A 20,017-nucleotide genomic window follows, 5' to 3' on the forward strand; every position below is an offset into this window, starting at 1 on the left:
AAAGAGAAATTTTTGACTATTATATACGGTGTCAGGCACCACAAAAAGACATTTCAACCAATTTTGTCCACTGCAGGCGTACATTGTCATTTTTGTTTTCTACTAGGGAAATTTATTTTTGTTTCAGGGAAGGATAAGATTGGAAATGTGTCTATTAATAACACGGAGGATGTTTCTTGATTACTTTAATCAAACCACTGTTAGTGAACATTACGATTTTATTTTCTTTTACTTTTAACGCAAACCTATTTTTTCCGTTCCAAACGAAGACTCCTCTTACCATTAAGCAACAATTCATTTTGGGTTTAATCGGTTCATTTGGTGCCCTTTTTTGTATGTTTTATCCTATCGAAACTTTAGGGGAAACCCATTTTGATTTAAGAATGTGTGCAATTATCATCCTCACTCTATATGGGGGATGGGTTCCAGGGAGCATAGTTCTAATATGTGTCTGCATTTTACGGTATATTATCGGAGGGAAATTCCATTTCATTGGAATCATTGTTTCGATTGCCTCATTCGTAAGTGCCATTTTACTTAGAAGCATTTTTCTTAAAGCACAGTCAAAAGTTACAGCAGGGTCCCTTGTCATATTTTGTTATTTTATTGTGTATATCACGATTCTTTACTTTAATGTCCATTTATTAGACCTGGCATTTTATCTTGTTTACTTTATTGCCTTTTATTTAACCACCGTTGCCTTAATTTATGTGATTGAACACTTGATAAAAATAAACAAGCAGTTCGAGGAGATGGTTTATCTCGACAAATTAACAATGATTGGACAATTGACGGCATCCATTGCACATGAAATTAGAAATCCGCTTTCAACAGTCAGAGGATTTATCCAATATTTAAGTACAGATACCAAGGATGAACAATTTAAAAAATTCTCCCCCTTAATTATGGAAGAGCTAGACCGAACCAACAGCATTATTACAAACTATTTAAAACTGGCAAAGCCAGAACCCTTTCAGCTTTCGGTCATTTCACTAAATGATGTCATAAGTGACTGTGTCCAATTAATGAGACCCCTTGCTTCCTATTCAAATGTCATCCTTGACTATGAAAATAAAGGAAAATATTATGTGCAAGGAGATGAACACCATTTAAAGCAGTCCCTCATGAATGTGATAAAAAATGGGATAGAGTCTATATCTAAAAAAGGTACCGTTCATATCAATTTAAATAGAGATCCTCTCAAAAACCTGGTTGAGATTAGAATTATAGACAACGGGAAGGGCATGACACCTGAACAGTTAAAGATGATCGGCCTCCCCTTTTATACAACAAAGTCAAAAGGCACTGGCTTAGGCAGTATGGTTACCAACAAAATCATCCGTGAACTAAACGGATCAATAGAATATGAAAGTGAAATCGATAAAGGCACGGTTGTCAAAATTGTTTTTCCATTACTGCATGAAAAAAAATGAGGCAGTTTCTATTAAAAAAGAAACTAGCCTCATTCTTTTATCCGTATTGGGGGTACTTGAAGGTACGTCATCATCCGCCAAATCCACTCGAACGGGCCGAATCGGAAAAAACACAGCCATAAGGTGCTGAAAATAAACTGGATAATATAAATAGCCAAGCACAGAAAAAAAGACTGAACATATGTGATTCGGTTAGATAAATCAAAAATCTCCCCAGCAAGCAAAATAAAGGCTGTTTGCGAAACATAGTTCGTCAGCGCCGTCCTGCCATAGCTTTTTAAAGGAGAGAGAACCTTTCGCATAATTGGAATTTGCAATAGCAAAATGAATACTCCAATATAAAAAGCTGAGACAATTGGACCGATTGTGATTCCAATATTGAAGAACCTTTGCACCTCGAGGTTATTCGCAGCCGTCATTACCGGCATATGCTGATACTGATAGATCAATCCTAAACCACTTAAGACAAACAAAATGCTAGTAAAAATAACGGCCATTTTCAAACGATGAGAAATCCTTTCAAACATCTGAAACTGTCCGGCAGCGATTCCTAATAGCATTAGTGGAACAACCATGAAAATTTTGTTCGAAAAAATACTTAATACAATCAGCATGACGGTTCCGAACACAAGGTTAACGATTTTATTTGCTTTATAGAAAGGCAAAATAAACAAGCCGCAAATAGCATAAATGGATAAAGCTTCCCCTTGCTGAAACTGTACATGGATTAGGCCAAAAATAAACAATGCGAGGATCCTTCGCAGAAACAAAGCATAACCATTTTTTCCTTTCGCATAGGCCCTGCTGATAAAAAGATAAAACCCGACGCCAAACAAAAAGGTAAAGATGGTGTAAAAACGGCCCTCCACAAACAAATAGAGAAACCTCCAATACAAGGCATCCAGTGAACCAGGTTCCGGCGGTCTTACTGAAAGCAAAGGAATAATATTGACGAGGATAATTCCCATAAGGGCAAAACCTCGTAAATAATCCAGCGTATCAATCCGATTACTTATATCCATCGCATTCCTTCCTAAACGGTATCTGACACCCATAATCGTTCAACTGTCACTTCATTATTGTCCAAAAACTGTAAAAGAAACACGTCTGGGTTACTTAAATTTCGCCACTCCTCAAAACCAAAGTCTGTCTCGAAGTTCTTTAAGAGTAACGACATTAAATTCCCATGGGTCACGATGAGGGTATTTTCCGCCTCACCCTTCTGAATGTCCTCGACCACACTTACCACACGGTTCATCGCTTCCCTGCTTGACTCCCCGCCATCAAATTTTAACTCCAGGTCATCAAAGGTTTCCTTTAGCTTTTCAAGCCAATCAGGCAGATTTAGGGCGCTCAATATCCTCTCAGATAACCGTTCATCGAGCTCAAGTTTCATTTCTTTCAGGGTTGCTAAAGGCTGTATCGATTGAATAGCCCGGACAAAGGGACTCGAGATGATTCGTTCAATATCCTTATTTGCAAGAAATCTCGCTAATGTCTCGGCTTGTTGCACCCCTTTTGCCGTTAACAGCGCCTCCAGTTGCTGTCCCTCTGCCTCACAATGCCTAATAACATAAATGCTTTTCATTCCCAATTCCCCCCTTAAAACTCATCTTCCCCATCTTGAGATTCCACTGAATTCATCGATGCATTGTAGAGCCTCTTTGCTTCGTACCGGTCTGCCACCTGCAGTTTATTGAGAATGTTGGAAATATGGTTAGCCACCGTTTTCGTGCTTAAATGCAGCTGTGCACCAATTTGGGTGTTCGTATATCCCTGTGCAATCTGCTCCAGCACTTCGATCTCCCTGCCGGTTAACTCACTAAGCGCAGGATTCAGAACTTCTTTTTTCTCCGGCATCGAAAAATAGTTCATCATCCGTTCTGCAATATCTGAACTAAATACGGCACCTCCATTTCCCACCATCCGAATCGCCTGCATGAGCTCCATTTCGCCAGCATCCTTTAAACAATAGCCCCTTGCTCCTATTTTCATTGCCGTGAATACCGACTTATCATTCTTTAGCATCGTGACAATTAATATTTTCATTTCCGGCAGTTGTTCTTTAATGACCCTCGTCGCCTCGATCCCGTTTAAACCGGGCATGCGAATATCCATGACTACCACATCAGGCTTAAGCTTCAAAGCCATTTCGACTGCTTCATCACCAGTCGCTGCTTCTCCAATCACTTCCAAATCTTCAGTTGTTTGAATGAGATTTCGGACTCCGCTGCGAAATAACGGGTGATCATCCGCCAATAAAATTCTCATCTTAGTTCCTCCCCTTGTAAAAATGGAAGCAGGGCTTTAACCCGCGTCCCGCCTGTATCTATTTTTTCAATAAAACAATAACCCCCAAGCTCGGAAGTCCTCTCCCTAATCGATTTCAAGCCGATCCCTCCACTGCCAGACGGTTTAATATGGTTGGGCAGACCAATCCCATCATCGATTACCTCAATCTCCAAATCTTTTTCTGAAATCACGCTAATCAACACCGCGCATTCGGCTGCCTTGGCATGCTTGACTACATTAACCAGAGCTTCAGTAATGATTCGGTAAGCCGCAACCTCAACAGCGGCCGGTAACAAAGGCATTGGGGCAGGAGCACTGAAACTCACCATCAATGGAACTGACGATTTTTTCATTTCATCGATTCTAGCTTGAATGGAACCAATTAAACCAAATTCATCTAAAGTTGGAGGCCGTAAATCATGAACCATCGTGCGAATTTCACTTACAGTCGTCCTGATAACATTTCTTAGATCGCCCAGCAGCTCAAGCGTCTTATCCGGATTCTTTTTCACATACTGCTCAGCCGCTGCCACATTAAAGGATAATGAAAGTAGTTTCGGGGCAAGGTCATCATGCAGATTTCTCCTTATTTGCAGACGTTCTTCTTCACGCGCGAAAACCAGCCTCTCTCTGGATGTCTGCAAATCAGTTGCGAGCACCCGCATCCCCCATGTCATTTTTACCGTTTGAACTATCGGTCCGGCCTGGCGGAGCATGACGTCCATCAGCCTCAAATCCTCTGCCGTGAAGACTTCTTCAGCCGATCGGCTTGATACCGTCAGAAGCCCCAACTCCTCACCGCCATGAACGATGGGAAAATAGTGTACATCAAACGCTGCAGCTCCCGATGAGGCAGCCATTTTTTCTTCCCCATTCACCTTTATCGAAATACCAACAAAGGGGAGCTTTAGGGCATCTTTGACTGTCTCCGACACAACTTGAAGAACCTCCTCAGGTGCTAATGGCTTGCTGAGATGGTCGCCCAATTCCTTCAGCACTGCATAAGGATCATCATGTCTCCCCTTCATCAGCCGATTCACAATCCGCTGCAGCCTTTCTTTTAAAGGTGAAAAAAGAACAGCAACTACCGCGGTAGAAATAAGGGAAATGATAAAACTTCCTTCTGTTTTAAATAAACTGCTTAAATACATGACTAATCCCGAATATAGAAGAATAATAGATAGGGACAAAGCACCATATAAAATAGTACGGTTCACAAGCGGGTCAATATCCCACAAACGGTGCCTTAAGATTGCCAGCACCAATGTCAACGGAATAATCGCCACAACCGCATACAACGAAGCGCTTAAATAAATATAGGAAACAGGATTTTCTGCAAAAATGGGGTAAACAAAAAAACCGCTGAGAATAATCGATCCAATGAAAGAAATGGCAACCCCGTAAACAACCCATTTTGTTTGCTGCTGTTCCACTGAGCCGGAAACCTTTCGATAACGAAAAATCTGCGAGAAAATAGTGACTGCAATCATAAGCAAATAGTAGATAAGTCTTGCCATATTCGACCAGTTCAACAGATCGAACTTTGTCCCTGGCATCATTAAGCTAATAATTTGGAAGACGCAAAATGGAACAAACACAAACAGTGTCCAGCGCGGGACAAGCCTGCCATTGGGAAAAAGCAGCAAAAAGAGAAATAAAGATATCCTTCCGATCCCCGCAATTACCTCTGGTGCCCATGCCAATACGCCTCCCTCAGATCCCATATAGATAAGTGAAGTGAACGTGGTTCCGTAAGCCACAAGGGCAATAACGGCAAGAAGTCCCATCCCACCTCGCTTATTTTTTAAATAAATAAGCGAAGCGGCGAGATAAAAAAGAAACGCGAATGTACTTTCTATGATGACAAACCATAAGGAGTAGGTTTCCGGCGTTAAGTGATAGACTGCTAATTTCTCTAACGTTGTAGGCGGCGCGGGTGCCAGTGAACTGCATGTGTCCAACACACACTCCAAACGAAGTATTTCGAAATATTGAGGGATGTTATTCAAGAAAAAAACAATCGTAAAAACGCTAAACAAGAAAACGAATGATTGCAAGAGCAGTAATTTAAGATCCTTCCTTTTTCGCAACAGTCCTCTACCATCCCCTTTTAACATATAGGGAAATTATAGCAACGACTGACCCTTACTGTATAGCGTCGTTTCCCGATTCTACCTATAAAAGTTCCCCATCTATTTAGGTATGGGCTGCCCTCGTAAATAGGAATAGCCGCTTGTTATGATTGACATGTAAATAAGAAACATAAGGGAGCTGGGAAAAATGACGTTAGAAAAAGTGGTTAAGTGGCTAGGCTTAATTTGTATTTTGGCAGGAATTGCAAGAATGGGGATGACACCGTCAGGACTAATTTTTGGCGGGGACAGCAAGCAGGAAATAACCTTCGCCTTGATTGCCAGTATTTTAATGGGGGTTAGTTCGATTAATCTCTTTTTAGCACAATCGAAACAAACAGGGGTTTTCGGTTTTATTGCGGCCATCCTTCTTTCAGTCGGCAATATCATATTAGCAAGCGGCTTTTATGGCTTCTTCGCCTTTGGACATTTACCGAAACCGGGGACGTTCGTTAATATCGCGGAATCGCTCACCTATCCTGGACTAATACTAGGCACACTCATCCTAATGATTGTTACCTTTCGCGCCAAGGTCTTTCCGCGCTGGTATATCATGATTTTTGCTTTAATGCTGCTGTCGTTAGGAATTCCGTTCCTCGGTGACTGGTTTGCCTTCTTCTGGGGACTGACTTATGTTGCGATGGGCTATACCATTTTTACAGGAAAGTACAAAAACATAACAGCACAGACAGACAAAACAACATCTAATGCAAGCGTTAATTAAAGCGAAAAGCCCCCAAAAGCATGGGGGCTTTTCACTTAATATTCCAATCGATAGATTAAAAATCTTTCATTGGGATTATGTTCATAAACATGAGGCAATTTAATTTCCTGCATCATTTCAAAAGCCGTTTGGTTTTCTAAAAAATATATATAATCCTCAGAAGGATAATATAAAACTATTTCCACATCACGCACTGCTTCTTCCACAGACCGCAAAATATTGTTGATAATATTCCGGAAAACTTGAATCGAAAATGGATTAAAAAAATAAAACCGATTTTCTGATGAATTAATCTGGTATTCCTCAGCTAGGCAGCAAACAAAGTGAATTTGATCCATTCCGTTATGTTTCCTTGCATAACTTTTTCGATTTTCAATCGCATCTTGAAAAAGTGATTCGTCCAACTCAACCCCGAGTACATGGGCATGAAATAAATAATGAATGAAAAAATTCAATCGCCCTTTTCCACAGCCAAAGTCCACAATATAATCGCTGCTTTTTAATTTGTAATGATGAAAAAGCACCTCTAATGCACTATACGGAGTTGGTTCATAACGATGATAATGTAAGGATTTGTGGACATCCTTTGGATATCCCTTCGTTTTAATATTAAACAATTTGTCGTAATAATGTTCTTTCATAGTTGACTCCTGTGTATGCATGATTAGGCTGATTGCTATGGAAATGTATGTTCCTAATTTTTCACTCGTAAGGCTTTCGATGAAACTGAAGAAAGCTTAACGGATAATGGGAAAGCGCAAAGAAGCAGGATAATGATAAAACTAATAACTCCACCCCAGCCATATTGAGCCCAGAAAAATCCTCCGGCCGACCCTGCTATACTTGAACCACTGTAGTAAAAAAATAAATAAAGCGAGGAAGCCTGTGCTTTTTCCGTTTTCGCTCTTAGTCCGACCCAGCTTGAGGCAATGGAATGAGCGCCGAAAAAACCAAAGGTAAAAATGGCAATCCCGATTACTTTTAATACTAAGGGTTCACCCAGGGTTAATACCGCACCTGATAGCATAATCAAAAGTCCAATCCAAAGGACTTTGCGGCGTCCGAGCGAATCGGATAATCGTCCCATCCAAGTTGAACTGAAGGTACCTGTTAAATAAACGATAAAAATCCATCCAATAATAGTCTGGCTTAACTGATAAGGCGGCTCCAGCAATTGAAAGCCAATATAATTAAATAAGGTAACAAAGCTACCCATTAAGATAAACGCAATTCCAAATAAGCATAATAAAGCAGGATCCCTCAAATGACGAAACAAAGAAACAAATAAACCCTTTAAATTCAAAGGTTTTGGTTTAAAATTTCGAGATTCCGGCAAATTCAGCCAAAACCAGATACTTAGCAATAGGCTGATGACACCGATGCTGCCCATGGCAATCCGCCACGAAAAAAAGTCCGTCACTGAGCCTGTAATAATTCTCCCAGCCATTCCTCCGATGGAATTGCCGCTAATATATAGTCCCATTGCTGTACCCAAACTATTTGGTTCGACTTCTTCTCCAAGATAGGCCATCGCAATGGCGGGAAGGCCGGCAAGAACAACCCCTTGAAGTACACGGAATGCCAGTAACGACCCAAAATCGGGGCTAAAAGCCGTAAAAATAACAATGAGAGAGGACAAAACTAATGAAGCCACCATGATAATCTTTCGTCCCCATGCCTCAGAAAATGAACTGGTAATCAGCATGAATACTGCGAGGGTAAATGTAGTGACTGATAACGTTAGACTTCCCGTGGCAGCCCGCACCCCAAACTCTTTTGAAAAAATCGGCATAAGCGGCTGTACGTCATAAAGAATGGAAAATGTAATAAATCCCCCGGCAAAAAGGGCAAGATTTGCTTTCCGAAATGCCGTTGTCCCCTGTTGCAGCTTATTCACAAAAACCCTTCTCTCAATAATATGTTTCATTTTCACCTTACTCCTATAGTGAACATATTTCAATGAATTAGCAATACTGCCCCTTCCCAAAGAAAAAACGGCATGATTCCTCTTGTTTCGGAGTCATGCCGTTTTTATTTATAATGATGAAATCTGGCGGATAGCCAATTCATCCTTGATTACCTGCGCTGGATATTGATAAACAGATGGACTTCGCAAACAAAGCTTTTCCCAAGCATCTACACAAATCGGGTCAAAATGGGCGCCCTTGTTTTCAATTAAAAATTCCATCGCCTTCGAATGGGGCCACGCTTTACGGTAAGAACGTTCTGAGGTGAGCGCATCATAGACATCAGCAACAGCCATAATTCTAGCAAAGAAGTGTATGTCTTCTCCTTTTAATTGATCCGGATAACCGCTTCCATCCCATTTTTCATGATGGGAACGGATAATTCCTAGCTCTTCCATCATAAAGCCAAGCTCCCTGCAAATCTCGTAGCCATCTAAAGGGTGCTTTTCGATAATAGCCCTTTCGTCTGGCTCTAGCTTCCCAGGTTTATTTAAAATTGCATCGGGGACACTAATTTTTCCTACATCATGAACAAGCCCCCCCTGTGCAACCGCGCGCAGCTGTTCCGGTTTCAATCCGAGTTCTTCTGCAAGCTGCAACGCATACAAGGTAACCCTGAAGGTATGGCCTACTGTATAGAGATCCTTTTTTTCAGTAGCATTCACCAAGGCTTTGACACTTTGTCCAATACTGTTCATCACTCGTTCGAAAGGGTCGGTTGTATAGAGGGAGCGAATTGATTCCGCTAGAGTCCCTTTTACGCCATACTGTTTGATGAGTCCGGTAATCATAACAATCATCGAGGCGAGTAATAAGAAATGATAGATCCACCAGCTTAGGTTCCATTCAGTCCCTCTTACCATAATAAGCTGCGAGGCTATGAACCAGCCGGAACTATATACAATCGATAATTGTAACGGAAATCGTGTAAATAAATAGGATTGATAATAGCGATAAGCTGCCGCGCCATTTAATAACAGTATGACAATCGTCAAAATCAAATTTAACGGCATTACATGTAATGGAATAACATGGGTAAGATGAGGATTCAGGAACCCGATGATCGAGAAAATGACTAAAACTGGAGTCCATAATGGAAGCAGCCATCGCTGCCGTTTTGCTAAAAAAGTTACTAGAGGGTTGTCCGAAGGCAGCGAAGACAACCATATCCAAACACTTGCCAATAACAAGCTTAATTGGGCTGCAATGGCAGGCAAATGGTAGTCTTCGAGAAAGAAATCCGGAGTTGCCAGGCCATGAATCGAAAACATAATCCCAAGAGAGAAGAAAGAGAGTGATAGAAAACTAACTTTTATATTGCGGATTCTCACACCGGCAATCCCAACAGCAATTGCAATAATACTTGCTAGAAGTGATACGAGACTGACGATATAAAAATGCCCCCTCGGCACCCGGAAAACTTCATCCTTTAATATGCCTTGATGAAAAGCTTCAAATATTAAATAGGGAAATGACGCAGCAATCAAAGGCCACAGAAAGCTGTAAGACTTCATAACCATCCTCCAAAAACGAATAGATATTCAATCATATGCTGCAGCACTCTAATTAAAACTAAAACCCAGTCAAATGACTGGGTTTTTTTGAAAATATTCATTATTCATCTTTAAAGCACTTTACTTAAAAACGCCTTGGTACGCTCATGCTGAGGGTTACTAAATATTTCATTTGGTTCATTTTCTTCTACAATATATCCTCCATCCATGAAAATGACTCGATCGCCAACTTCTCTAGCAAATCCCATCTCATGGGTAACAACCACCATGGTCATGCCTTCTTTTGCGAGCTGTTTCATGACCTCCAAAACATCTCCAACCATTTCTGGGTCTAGCGCAGAGGTTGGCTCGTCAAATAGCATGATTTTCGGATTCATAGCCAATGCTCTTGCTATTGCAACACGCTGTTTTTGTCCCCCGGAAAGTTCCCCCGGATAGCTGTTTGCCTTTTCACGCAGGCCAACTTTACTCAGCAGCTCAAGGGCCATTTTTTCCGCTTCTGCTTTCTCCATTCCAAGGATTTTAATTGGACCCATCGTGATATTTTCTAACACCGATTTATGCGGGAAGAGATTGAACTGCTGAAAAACCATCCCAACCTCTTGCCTTACTTTATTAATATTGATTTTCGAATCCGTGATATCATGTCCGTTAATAACCACCTCGCCGCCTGAAATCTCTTCAAGGCGATTTAAACAGCGGAGGAAGGTACTTTTTCCCGATCCGGAAGGTCCGATTACACAAACTACCTCTTTTTCTTGGACTGCAGCATTAATATCTTTTAAAACCTCTACTTTTCCAAACGATTTTCTTAAGTTTTTAACAGTGATAATACTCATCGAAGCTGAATCCTCCTTTCGATGAAATTAGCAAGAATGGTTAGTAAATAGATAATGATAAAATAAATCACACCGACTGCCAACCAAATTTTAAACGCTTCAAAAGTAGCCGATGCCTGAATTTGTCCTTGTTGTGTTAAATCTGCTATCCCGATAACAGATAAAAGAGACGTATCCTTTAAGCTAATAATAGACTGGTTCGTAATGGTAGGAAGCATTCTTCTAAAAGCCTGTGGAAGCACGACATAGCGCATGGTTTGGGAGGCTGTAAAACCAATCGATCTTGCGGCTTCCGTTTGCCCCTTATCAATTGACTGAATACCAGCGCGAATGATCTCAGCAAAATATGCCCCTGCATTGATGGCAACCGTGATAATCCCAGCTGTTGTACTATTCAATGACACTATATGAAGGGAATTGACACCGAAATATATAAAGAACAATTGAACAATAAATGGTGTTCCGCGAATCGCGTCAACATATATCTTTGCAATCCAGTTCAAAATCTTTATTGGGGCTAATCGTAATAAGGCCACAACCAAACCAATTAAAAAACCTAGAATAATAGCTATTACAAATATATAGAGGGTTACTTGAAGCCCTTTTAATAATATAGGCAATGCTGCTGAAATTATATCCATCCTAATCATCCCCTTTCAAAAAGAAAGCGCGCAGGTTCGCGCGCCTTAAGTTTGGCTAATCTATTATTCACCAAGATAAGTTTTAATGATTTTATCGTAAGTTCCATCCTTCTTCAGCTCAGCAAGACCTTTATCAATTTTTTTCAAAAGATCTTGATTTTGTCCTTTTAATACGGCAATTCCATATTGGTCTCCATTTAAGCGGTCACCAACGATTTTTAAGCCAAGGTCTTTTTGGGCAATAGCATAAGAGATTACTGGGTAATCTTCAATAAGTGCATCAGCATTTCCGTTTGATACTTCTTGGAACATTGCTGGGCTGTCGTTAAATTGAACAACATTGATTCCTAGCTTTGCTGCATTATCCTGTGCATATTTCGCACCAGTTGTTCCTTTTTTAACAGCAACAGTTTTGCCTTTTAGGTTATCAACAGATTTAATAGTTGAATTATCTTTTTTAACAACCACTGTTAATCCTGCATCAAAATACGGTGTTGAGAAGTCAACTACTTTCTTTCTTTCATCCGTAATACTCATACCAGCAATGGCAACGTCTAATTGATTTGCTTGCATAGCTGGAATAATTCCGCCAAAATCCATTGGAGAAAGTTCAATTTTAAAGCCTTGGTTTTTCGCAATCGCATTGATTAAATCAATATCAATTCCTTTATAATCGTTACCTTCTTTAAATTCAAACGGAGGATAAGTTGTATCGACACCAACTTTATATACTTTGCCGCCGCCTTTTTCTTCTTTCTCACCTGATGTATCACTGCTTCCACAAGCAGCAATAAAGATTGATAGAATCAGAAACAAGCTTAATAAACCCAATTTCTTCATTTAAGTCACCCCTATATTTTTTTGATTATTCTTTTTAGCAGAATATATTGAATTTACCTTACTAATATAGCATAGTTAATAATCATTTAAAAAGTATAAATTATCGGAATATAAATTCTCTTTAGCAAATAAATATAATATGGGCATTCTGCACCATTGTCGATACTATATTTTAAGAGGTTTTACAAATATTGATTTGAATACAAAGTAAATTTTGAATAATATTGTTAAATTAAATGCCCTACTACTTTTTATGTAATAGGGCATTTGTTTTCTATTTCATTGTTTCATTTCAGATACTGCTCTACAAACCACATCGTACATTAGTCTGAAACTTATCCCGGTAATCTAAACGGTCATTTTCCAGTTTGATAATGTTAACCAGTTTTCTTGTTCCTTATATTCAGGCATGATTTTCCCAACAAGGCGCCAGAATGAGCGATCGTGATTCAGATGGACCATGTGACACATTTCGTGTACGACTACATAGTCGATTACCTTCTGCGGTGCCATTGCCAGCCTCCAATTAAAGGTTAACTGCTGCCTTGAATCACAGGTTCCCCAAGCAGTTTTGCTATCCGTGATACGTATAGAACGCGGCTTTGTTTTAAAATTACTTTGATACCGAGTGATACTCTTCTCTACTAAGGCTTTACACTGCTGATAATAGAAGCGCTTCAAAGCATGTTTTATTTTCTCATCTTCAAGCTGCTTTACATATATATGTAACTTATCACCTTCAAACACCACATAGTCCTGCTCGATATTTTTCTCCTGAAAAATCTGTATCGGATAGGTGTTCCCTAAATAAAGAAAACTCTCACCAGGCTCATAGACCTTTTTCTGTGGTCCTTGCAGCCTATCTTTCAATTCTTTTAATTTTTGCTGAATGAGATCCCAATTATCCTCTAATAACTGAAGTACCCTTTCATCTGGGGTCCCTTTTGGAGCTTGGACTTCCACATTTCCATAACTATCTATCATAATACCTATAGAGGTTCGGTTTTTGTACTTTATCTCAAAACGTATCGTCTTACCAGAGTAGGTATGAATCATAACTTTAATGCACTTATCCCCTGTATTTAATAGCTAGACCTTTCAAGAAATTCCTAGCAAATTTATCTCCGCACTCTTTATAATTCTTATGTCCTTCTTTCCTTAATAAAGCGCCGAGTTCTCCTTTTGACACTGTGATTCCTGCATTTTCGAATATATCCAGCATATCCTCAGTAGTTAACGATAAAGCTATTTTTACTTTCTTTAACAGGAGATTATTAACATTTACGCTCTTTGGTGACACCTGTACGGGTGTATCAGGCTGTCCTGGTTTGGGTTCTTGTTTTCCTCTTTTAAAAATAACAAAGCCATTTAAAAAGGAATCGAACATACTGTTATTACATTTGATTTGATCGTCGTTTTCCGGTTCATCTTCATCTTGTTTTGAAAGAATCTTTATCACTTCTGGAACTGTTACATCCATGCCGCCAAGCTTAAATATCTCTGCCATTTCTTTATTTTTTATTTCCAGCGCATATCTCAAGCGAATTAATATATCGTTATTATCCACAATAGACCTCCGATTTTAAAATAGTGCCTGTCACCCAAGGCAACAGGCACTATTATATCAAGCTATCTGGGTGCAATCCAGCAAATGAAAGGATCGATGCTTATGAAAAAATTCTATTTCGCATTCGCATCTGGCTGATGAATCCCAAATACATTTCCTTCGGTATCAATATAGTATCCTTGCCACGCCATTCCAGGCAAGGCGTACTTAGGCATCGCTACCGTGCCGCCATTCTCCAGAATTTTAGATTCCGTTACATCGTAGTTTTCCACACCCATTGTACACGCATAACCATTTAGCGCTTGATTTGGTTCTGGCGGAGCACTTTGACGCTGCATCAATGCACCATTGACTCCAGGTTGATTTTCATCGCCAGTCACGGCTCCAAAGTAAGGCATACCCGCATAATCACTCCAATCTTGAAATGACCATCCGAATACCTCTCCGTAAAACTTCTTTGCTCGTTCCATGTCACTCACATGGACTTCAAAATGAACTAATCTCCCCATAATTACCTCCCATTTTTAACAAAAAATTCTCTTAAATTATTCAATGCCCGCTTTCAATTTCCTCTCTATTATCGTAAAAAATTTGTAAAAATATTCAATTATATTTTAACTTAATGTTATTCCAACGAAATCTTCACAACATCATCCAAATATTTTGTTGTATTATATCCATAAATCTCGAGCCTTTTAGGAATCACTTTCTCTCCATCGTTGTTACCCTGTAACTTCATGCTTTGAACTGTTAAGAAATGACGGGGCTGTTCGATTTCATCGTATGGGACAGGCGTATTGTTATCGTATTCCACCCCGTTTTTATCAACGAGCACTCCTTCAGAATTCATCTCCATTGAACTAAGATTATTTTCATCCTCACTCAAAATATTGAAGTTAAGCGCCTCATACGCTCGATTCTGAATTTCATGATTGCTTATAACAACAATGGAAGGCTGTCCCACTTCCACCTTGTCGATGGAAATTGTACTGCCTGCATATTCAAAGGTTTGAGGATACTTCTTAGCAGCATCCAGATCGATGGTTTTTGGATCTTCAAACATTAAATTAACTGATTCAAATTGAACAGTTATCTCTTTCGGTTTTTCTCCAATAAAAGGGTCAAAATGTGTTTGAAGCGTAGTCCAATTCATGTCTTGCTGTGAATCCATAAAAGGGCTGCCATACATATCATCTTTCATTTTTTTATTGTTCACTTCTAGATTGTCAAAATTAAGAACGTCTATCCGCTTCCCTGCCCGTTCATTATTAATTGCATATTGCAGAATCGTCGCTGTTGGAGCAATGGTTAGTTTATCAAATCGAACCGGGATTCCCTCAATTTCTGTTTTTTCATCCAATGCATATTCGATCGAGGGCTGTTTTGTTACAGGGATCTCGAAGTTCCACTCCCCTGTTTTATTTTCCATAATTTCGTAAGCCCTTAAACCATTCCGGTCAGAGGAATCACGATTCAATTTCTGAAGCTTAGTGATCTTAAGTTTGATTGTCCCTTTATCCGATTTGAGTGGCAGCAGACCAATCTTTCCATGATACACATTCTTTCCTTTATTATTTTCTTTCGATTTAAGGTCAGGAGGATAGTACCTTGGATATGTTTCACTACTCATGATTTCATGTTCGTTCTCCACAAACATACCTTCTTGAGACTCTATCACATATTGATTATCTTTAGCTATATCCTCTATTTCATAAAAAACAAGTGTCTGAACATCATCAGTAATCGCACTCTTGATTGTAATTTTCACTCCATTGCTTTCCGCTTCCAGGTTCAGCCTTTCACCCAGGTCCTGTTGCAGAAAGGCACGCAGCTCTTGATCTTCTTCTGTCCATGTATAGTAGAGGTTGGTAAAAAACCCTGTAAAAACTTCTATACCCATTAATAATGCCAAAAAACTTGCAAGAACAATGCCCATTCTTTTATGTTTCTTGTTCTTCTGTTGTCTGTTCTTTTCCTTTTCTGCCAGCCTAGCTTTAACGTTCTCCATGAAATCAGATGGCACATGGAAATCCTCCATCCTTTCAGAAAGATTTAACATGGTTAACATAGTATCCTGAAAGGTACCCAAATCCTTCTGACAGTCTTGACAATGATAAATATGTATCTCTAAATCAATTCTTTTCGATCGATCCATGGTTCTTTCTAAGTAATCGATGTAATCCTTATGATACTCCTTACAGCCATTAAAGGATGACCCATACTCCAGTTCTTTTCTAAGGGACTGAATTCCGGAAAACAAAAGCTCTTTCATCTTTTCCACTGAAACTTGGAGAAGATGTGCCGCTTCCTCCTGAGAGATTCCTTTTACATATGTAAGGACAACCGCTTCTTTCTCGTACCCTTTCAATTGATCAAGCGCTTTAAATAAATCCTTATGTTGTTCACTTTCCTCTGAAGCTTTTAAACTACTATTATTAGAAAGCTCCCGGCATTCATGAATAAAAATGGAGGTAACCCATGTTTCGAATGACGTTTCCCCTTTAAATCGCGGCAGCTCTTTGTGGACTTTTATTATAGACCGGTAAAAAAGCTCTTCCATTTCCCGCTGATTTTTAAGATAGGACCACCCCAGAGTATAGAACGAATGTTTATGCTGATCGAACCACTCAACAATGGTTCCCACACCTTTTTCTCTTATCGGAGTGATTGAAATGGGATCTATTTTTGCTGCGATCATAAATGTGTTCCTCCCCCCTAAAATTCTCTTTAAACGCGAGAGCATGACTCGTTTTTTCCTATATTTACCTTCATAATAGCATAAAAAAACTCATTTACAATTATTGCAAATGAGTTTTCTATCGTTGACTGACATTAATTATTCCTCTCAAGACATTGATAAACCGCCATCATATCTCGTTTATTCAACTCACGAATACGATTAAAAATTGGAATATCAGCAACATCCTCCGTTTGTAAGCTTTCAGCCACAGCATCTTTTACTTTGCCAGTGAGCCATGTTTGCACATCAATACCATCGACGATTTCCTTCCGCCCTTCTTCATTGATGCCACTTGCATAACAGCTAACACATGGTACCGATAATTTATAGACCCCCTCATGGAGATTATCTTCTGAAATGACTTTCTTCCCTTTGCAGAATGGGCATGGATGACTTGCTTTAATCTTATTGATTTGGGTAACAATCTTTTTGTAACCAAACGCTTCATAGACATACGTTAATTTTTTGTATTTTCCATTGGTAAAATACTTATCAATAATGGTTTCTCTTGTTTCGGCAATATTGGCAAAATCACAGATGGTAATCTGGTTTTTATAGCAAATGGCTTCGATATTGCCTTTAATATTGTCCCAAAATGGCAAGGCATTTTGTAAAACCACTTCATAGCCGGCAAAACTCGCCAGCTCCAGTTCCAGCATTTTCAGCCTCACTTGTGTCTCCCTTGACAGAAAGGAAACATCCTCAGTCAACACCATTTCTCCGCCAACAATGGATTTCAGTTTTTCCAGTTGTGGCAGCTTCCCTACCGTTTTGATGACTTGATCAATCGGTTGATGGATAATCTCACGGACATCTATGTCACCAAATCTTAGCTTTTTATGATGGTTCAGCACGGTGCCTTGACATACTGGACAAGTAATCATCTCTTTTGACGCTTTCATATGCTCCTTAATAATAGATTTCGAAATGAACATATACCGCCCAATGATGATATTGAAGCCCTCCCATGTTCTTGTAGCCTTGCCTGCTTTATCATAAAATGACTTTTCCCAATAACCATATAAAAAGGTATGCTTTTCTGCCTCTGTCATCTCATTATAGCTTTTACTAATATCTTGACCTAGCTCATTCTTGATCTCATCAAATAGGAATTGCAATTTGGGATATTGATAGTATTTTAATACCTCCATCACGTCTGGATGTAATAAGCCCTCCCAGAATGGCGCGTTTTTATCTTGGATAACCACATCAATATCAAATTTCTCAATTACCCGGCGTCCAGAGCAGCTTGGACAATGATTATCTTGATAATAGAAATCAAAGCTTCTAGTATCTTTATTGGTCGGATGTGCAGCCACAATATGGTTGATCAAACCGCCCATTTCATAAAGAAAACTATATTGACTATACAAATGCCTTTCAAGATCAATGGCGATGGCGGGTGCAATGGTTTCAGATTCGTATTCACCATAAATCAAACGGGCCATTGATGATAAGCTTTTTAATATGCCGCCCTTATAGACGTTTTCTGCATTTTTAAAATAGTCAATATGATTTTCTTTTAAGTAGTAAATGCCATTTTTCGAAGCTAGTGTTGAAGAAATATGCAAAGGAGCAACACCATTAGTACCGTTTTGTTCATGATAATAATCATCATGACTGACTACATCAAGATGGCGAACAGGTTCAAGCTGTCTTTTACCAAAATCAACGATAAAATCAGAACTTTCCAGCATATAGGCGTTATGTTCAATCATCACGATCGAGACAGATTCATCTTGCAGAATGCCCCTGACACTATCAATAAATTGATTTAAAATATTTTGTGACAACCCCTTTGAAGGCTCGTCAAAAATAAACAGCGTATGCGGGTTTCTTGAGTTTGAAAACAGCTCAGAAACTAAATGGACACATTGAAATTCACCCGTAGATAAGGACTGTGTTTTTCTTTCCAACGTCAAATAACCAAGTCCCAATTTGATCAATAAGCTCAAGCGTTTATGAGCGATGTCTTCCTTTGGCAGTTCCTCAATAATATCTTCAATCGAGCGCTGAAAAATATCATCAATTTCGTCACTGTATTTGGTGAGTTTCTTTTTAATATCCAGAAATGTCGCAACCGTTGACCTGCTGGTAATCGATTGATTTCGGTCCTGCCCTACCATAACCAGTTTATCTTTTGGATATCGCTTCAGAAAATCCTTAGAGATACACTCATTTACAAGGGTCGACTTACCACATCCAGACTCCCCTGTAAAGGTTACAAGTCTATTTTTGGGAATCTGAATTTCAGCCATTTGAATATTACGACAGTAAAGATCAAGAAATTGATAGTATTCTGTTGGCATAGCCTGATTTCGTTCCCAAAAAACAGGTTTTGGACGAGGTGATTCCTCGACAATTTTTCCGCCGTATTTACCACTGCCAGGCCCAAAGAACAATTGCTCTTCAGCTGTATCCAGCACCGTGTCAGAATGATCAATCAGCCAAATTTGATTCTTATAACCCAATTGTTTAATCTGTTCTAAAATTTTCAATAGGGTTTGGTGATCAAGACCAACGGAGATTTCATCAATAATAATAACTGTATTAACACTTGCTGCCATGAATTCTGCCAAGTAAAGCCGTGTTAATTCCCCTCCTGACAATGTACCCATGATTCGATTTAATGTTAAGTAGCCAATATTCATATCGATGATATTTTGGAGAATATGCTGCTTCGCTTCACTAATATGTAATTCCTCTGCTATGGAAAGGATCGATTCAATGCTTAATTCATTGATATCGGAAATACTATGAGGTTTTTCAAATAATTCGATTTGCTTCTGTTCAACTTCTTGATTATATCGCCGGCCCTTACACTTTGGACATTCGACATTTTTGGTAGTTCCGCGTCCTTTACAAGCCGGACACCAGCCTAATTCATTATTAAAGGAAAAAACTTCTGGCGAAAGATGAAAGTTTTCTGCAAGCCTCTCTCGAATCTCTTTAAAAACGCCAGTATGGGTGCCAATCGTTGAACGCGGATTCGAAGAAATCGATGATTTACCTAGAAAAAGTACTAAAGGCATATCTTCCATCTTGATGGCACTAAAATTCGTTTCCATTATATTTGAAAACAAATACTGATATTCAGCCTTAGGCAATAAGGAAACAAGACGCTTCTTGGATTCTTCACCAATGGTTTGACAAAAGGTAGTTTTACCAGATCCGGACAAACCAGCAATTCCTATCGATTGATCCTCCGGCAATAGGCAATCTAAACGGTTAATATTGTTGGCAATTAATTGATTTATTTTCATCGGGTATCCTCTCTCTCTATTCTCTAAATCTAGTATTGCCATGTTAGCACAACTTCAAATGAATG

Annotated in this window: 17 protein-coding genes; 2 read left to right on the forward strand and 15 right to left on the reverse strand. The window is 39.3% G+C overall.

The features are described 5' to 3' along the window. The first annotated feature begins 176 nt into the window (after positions 1–176). Positions 177–1,433: an ATP-binding protein gene (locus AC59HZ_RS26205; RefSeq protein ID WP_496548700.1), complete on the forward strand. Its 1,257-nt coding sequence runs from the start codon at positions 177–179 to the stop codon at positions 1,431–1,433. A gap of 29 nt (positions 1,434–1,462) precedes the next feature. Here AC59HZ_RS26205 and AC59HZ_RS26210 read toward each other — a convergent pair whose 3' ends face one another. Genes AC59HZ_RS26210 through AC59HZ_RS26225 form a run of 4 tightly spaced genes read right to left on the reverse strand, consistent with a single transcriptional unit; the run spans position 1,463 to position 5,686 of the window. Continuing rightward, positions 1,463–2,488, reverse strand: coding sequence for a DUF418 domain-containing protein (locus AC59HZ_RS26210; RefSeq protein ID WP_496548701.1), 1,026 nt, complete (start codon positions 2,486–2,488; stop codon positions 1,463–1,465). Next, positions 2,467–3,021 carry a histidine phosphatase family protein gene (locus tag AC59HZ_RS26215; RefSeq protein WP_496548702.1) on the reverse strand — a complete coding sequence of 185 codons (555 nt, stop codon included), beginning with the start codon at positions 3,019–3,021 and terminating at the stop codon, positions 2,467–2,469. Before AC59HZ_RS26215 ends, AC59HZ_RS26210 begins: the two co-directional genes overlap by 22 nt. 14 nt (positions 3,022–3,035) lie before the next feature. Beyond that, positions 3,036–3,704, reverse strand: coding sequence for a response regulator transcription factor (locus AC59HZ_RS26220; RefSeq protein ID WP_496548703.1), 669 nt, complete (start codon positions 3,702–3,704; stop codon positions 3,036–3,038). After that, on the reverse strand, positions 3,701–5,686 hold the full coding sequence (locus tag AC59HZ_RS26225; RefSeq protein WP_496548704.1) for a GAF domain-containing sensor histidine kinase: 1,986 nt from the start codon (positions 5,684–5,686) through the stop codon (positions 3,701–3,703). The genes AC59HZ_RS26220 and AC59HZ_RS26225 overlap by 4 nt, the downstream gene beginning before the upstream one ends. A 319-nt stretch (positions 5,687–6,005) precedes the next feature. Here AC59HZ_RS26225 and AC59HZ_RS26230 point away from each other — a divergent pair, with 319 nt between their 5' ends. Further along, positions 6,006–6,581 carry a hypothetical protein gene (locus AC59HZ_RS26230; protein ID WP_496548705.1) on the forward strand — a complete coding sequence of 192 codons (576 nt, stop codon included), beginning with the start codon at positions 6,006–6,008 and terminating at the stop codon, positions 6,579–6,581. Positions 6,582–6,616: 35 nt separating this feature from the next. On the opposite strand, the gene AC59HZ_RS26235 is transcribed toward AC59HZ_RS26230, so the two are convergent. From AC59HZ_RS26235 to AC59HZ_RS26285, 11 genes are all read right to left on the reverse strand, one after another. Then, a complete protein-coding gene (locus AC59HZ_RS26235; protein ID WP_496548706.1) occupies positions 6,617–7,222 on the reverse strand; it encodes a methyltransferase in 606 nt (201 codons plus the stop codon). Between the two features lie 53 nt (positions 7,223–7,275). Further along, a complete protein-coding gene (locus tag AC59HZ_RS26240) occupies positions 7,276–8,478 on the reverse strand; it encodes an MFS transporter (RefSeq protein ID WP_496548738.1) in 1,203 nt (400 codons plus the stop codon). A gap of 138 nt (positions 8,479–8,616) precedes the next feature. Then, complete coding sequence (locus AC59HZ_RS26245; protein ID WP_496548707.1) at positions 8,617–10,062, reverse strand: HD-GYP domain-containing protein; 1,446 nt, start codon at positions 10,060–10,062, stop codon at positions 8,617–8,619. Between the two features lie 110 nt (positions 10,063–10,172). Further along, positions 10,173–10,901: an amino acid ABC transporter ATP-binding protein gene (locus tag AC59HZ_RS26250; protein WP_496548708.1), complete on the reverse strand. Its 729-nt coding sequence runs from the start codon at positions 10,899–10,901 to the stop codon at positions 10,173–10,175. Then, a complete protein-coding gene (locus AC59HZ_RS26255; RefSeq protein ID WP_289986307.1) occupies positions 10,898–11,542 on the reverse strand; it encodes an amino acid ABC transporter permease in 645 nt (214 codons plus the stop codon). The genes AC59HZ_RS26250 and AC59HZ_RS26255 overlap by 4 nt, the downstream gene beginning before the upstream one ends. A gap of 63 nt (positions 11,543–11,605) precedes the next feature. After that, positions 11,606–12,382, reverse strand: coding sequence for a transporter substrate-binding domain-containing protein (locus tag AC59HZ_RS26260; RefSeq protein ID WP_496548709.1), 777 nt, complete (start codon positions 12,380–12,382; stop codon positions 11,606–11,608). Between the two features lie 348 nt (positions 12,383–12,730). After that, entirely contained in the window at positions 12,731–13,438 is a 708-nt protein-coding gene (locus AC59HZ_RS26265; protein WP_496548710.1) for a M48 family metallopeptidase, read from the reverse strand. A gap of 13 nt (positions 13,439–13,451) precedes the next feature. Further along, entirely contained in the window at positions 13,452–13,949 is a 498-nt protein-coding gene (locus AC59HZ_RS26270; RefSeq protein WP_496548711.1) for a YehS family protein, read from the reverse strand. Positions 13,950–14,062: 113 nt separating this feature from the next. Next, positions 14,063–14,458, reverse strand: a complete 396-nt coding sequence (locus AC59HZ_RS26275; protein WP_496548712.1) for a VOC family protein — start codon at positions 14,456–14,458, stop codon at positions 14,063–14,065. A gap of 116 nt (positions 14,459–14,574) precedes the next feature. After that, entirely contained in the window at positions 14,575–16,647 is a 2,073-nt protein-coding gene (locus AC59HZ_RS26280) for a sigma-70 family RNA polymerase sigma factor (RefSeq protein WP_496548713.1), read from the reverse strand. A 134-nt stretch (positions 16,648–16,781) separates the two neighbouring features. Continuing rightward, on the reverse strand, positions 16,782–19,952 hold the full coding sequence (locus tag AC59HZ_RS26285) for an ATP-binding cassette domain-containing protein (RefSeq protein WP_496548714.1): 3,171 nt from the start codon (positions 19,950–19,952) through the stop codon (positions 16,782–16,784). Between the last annotated feature and the right edge of the window lie 65 nt (positions 19,953–20,017).

The sequence above is a fragment of the Neobacillus sp. DZ-9 genome (assembly GCF_059587065.1).

Excerpts from the sequence above, each read along its gene's own strand:
- AC59HZ_RS26210 (WP_496548701.1), bottom strand. The coding sequence starts at position 2,488 with ATGGGTGTCAGATACCGTTTAGGAAGGAATGCGATGGATATAAGTAAT.
- AC59HZ_RS26215 (WP_496548702.1), bottom strand. The coding sequence starts at position 3,021 with ATGAAAAGCATTTATGTTATTAGGCATTGTGAGGCAGAGGGACAGCAA.
- AC59HZ_RS26220 (WP_496548703.1), bottom strand. The coding sequence starts at position 3,704 with ATGAGAATTTTATTGGCGGATGATCACCCGTTATTTCGCAGCGGAGTC.
- AC59HZ_RS26230 (WP_496548705.1), top strand. The coding sequence starts at position 6,006 with ATGACGTTAGAAAAAGTGGTTAAGTGGCTAGGCTTAATTTGTATTTTG.
- AC59HZ_RS26235 (WP_496548706.1), bottom strand. The coding sequence starts at position 7,222 with ATGAAAGAACATTATTACGACAAATTGTTTAATATTAAAACGAAGGGA.
- AC59HZ_RS26245 (WP_496548707.1), bottom strand. The coding sequence starts at position 10,062 with ATGAAGTCTTACAGCTTTCTGTGGCCTTTGATTGCTGCGTCATTTCCC.
- AC59HZ_RS26250 (WP_496548708.1), bottom strand. The coding sequence starts at position 10,901 with ATGAGTATTATCACTGTTAAAAACTTAAGAAAATCGTTTGGAAAAGTA.
- AC59HZ_RS26255 (WP_289986307.1), bottom strand. The coding sequence starts at position 11,542 with ATGGATATAATTTCAGCAGCATTGCCTATATTATTAAAAGGGCTTCAA.
- AC59HZ_RS26260 (WP_496548709.1), bottom strand. The coding sequence starts at position 12,382 with ATGAAGAAATTGGGTTTATTAAGCTTGTTTCTGATTCTATCAATCTTT.
- AC59HZ_RS26265 (WP_496548710.1), bottom strand. The coding sequence starts at position 13,438 with ATGATTCATACCTACTCTGGTAAGACGATACGTTTTGAGATAAAGTAC.
- AC59HZ_RS26275 (WP_496548712.1), bottom strand. The coding sequence starts at position 14,458 with ATGGGGAGATTAGTTCATTTTGAAGTCCATGTGAGTGACATGGAACGA.
- AC59HZ_RS26280 (WP_496548713.1), bottom strand. The coding sequence starts at position 16,647 with ATGATCGCAGCAAAAATAGATCCCATTTCAATCACTCCGATAAGAGAA.
- AC59HZ_RS26285 (WP_496548714.1), bottom strand. The coding sequence starts at position 19,952 with ATGAAAATAAATCAATTAATTGCCAACAATATTAACCGTTTAGATTGC.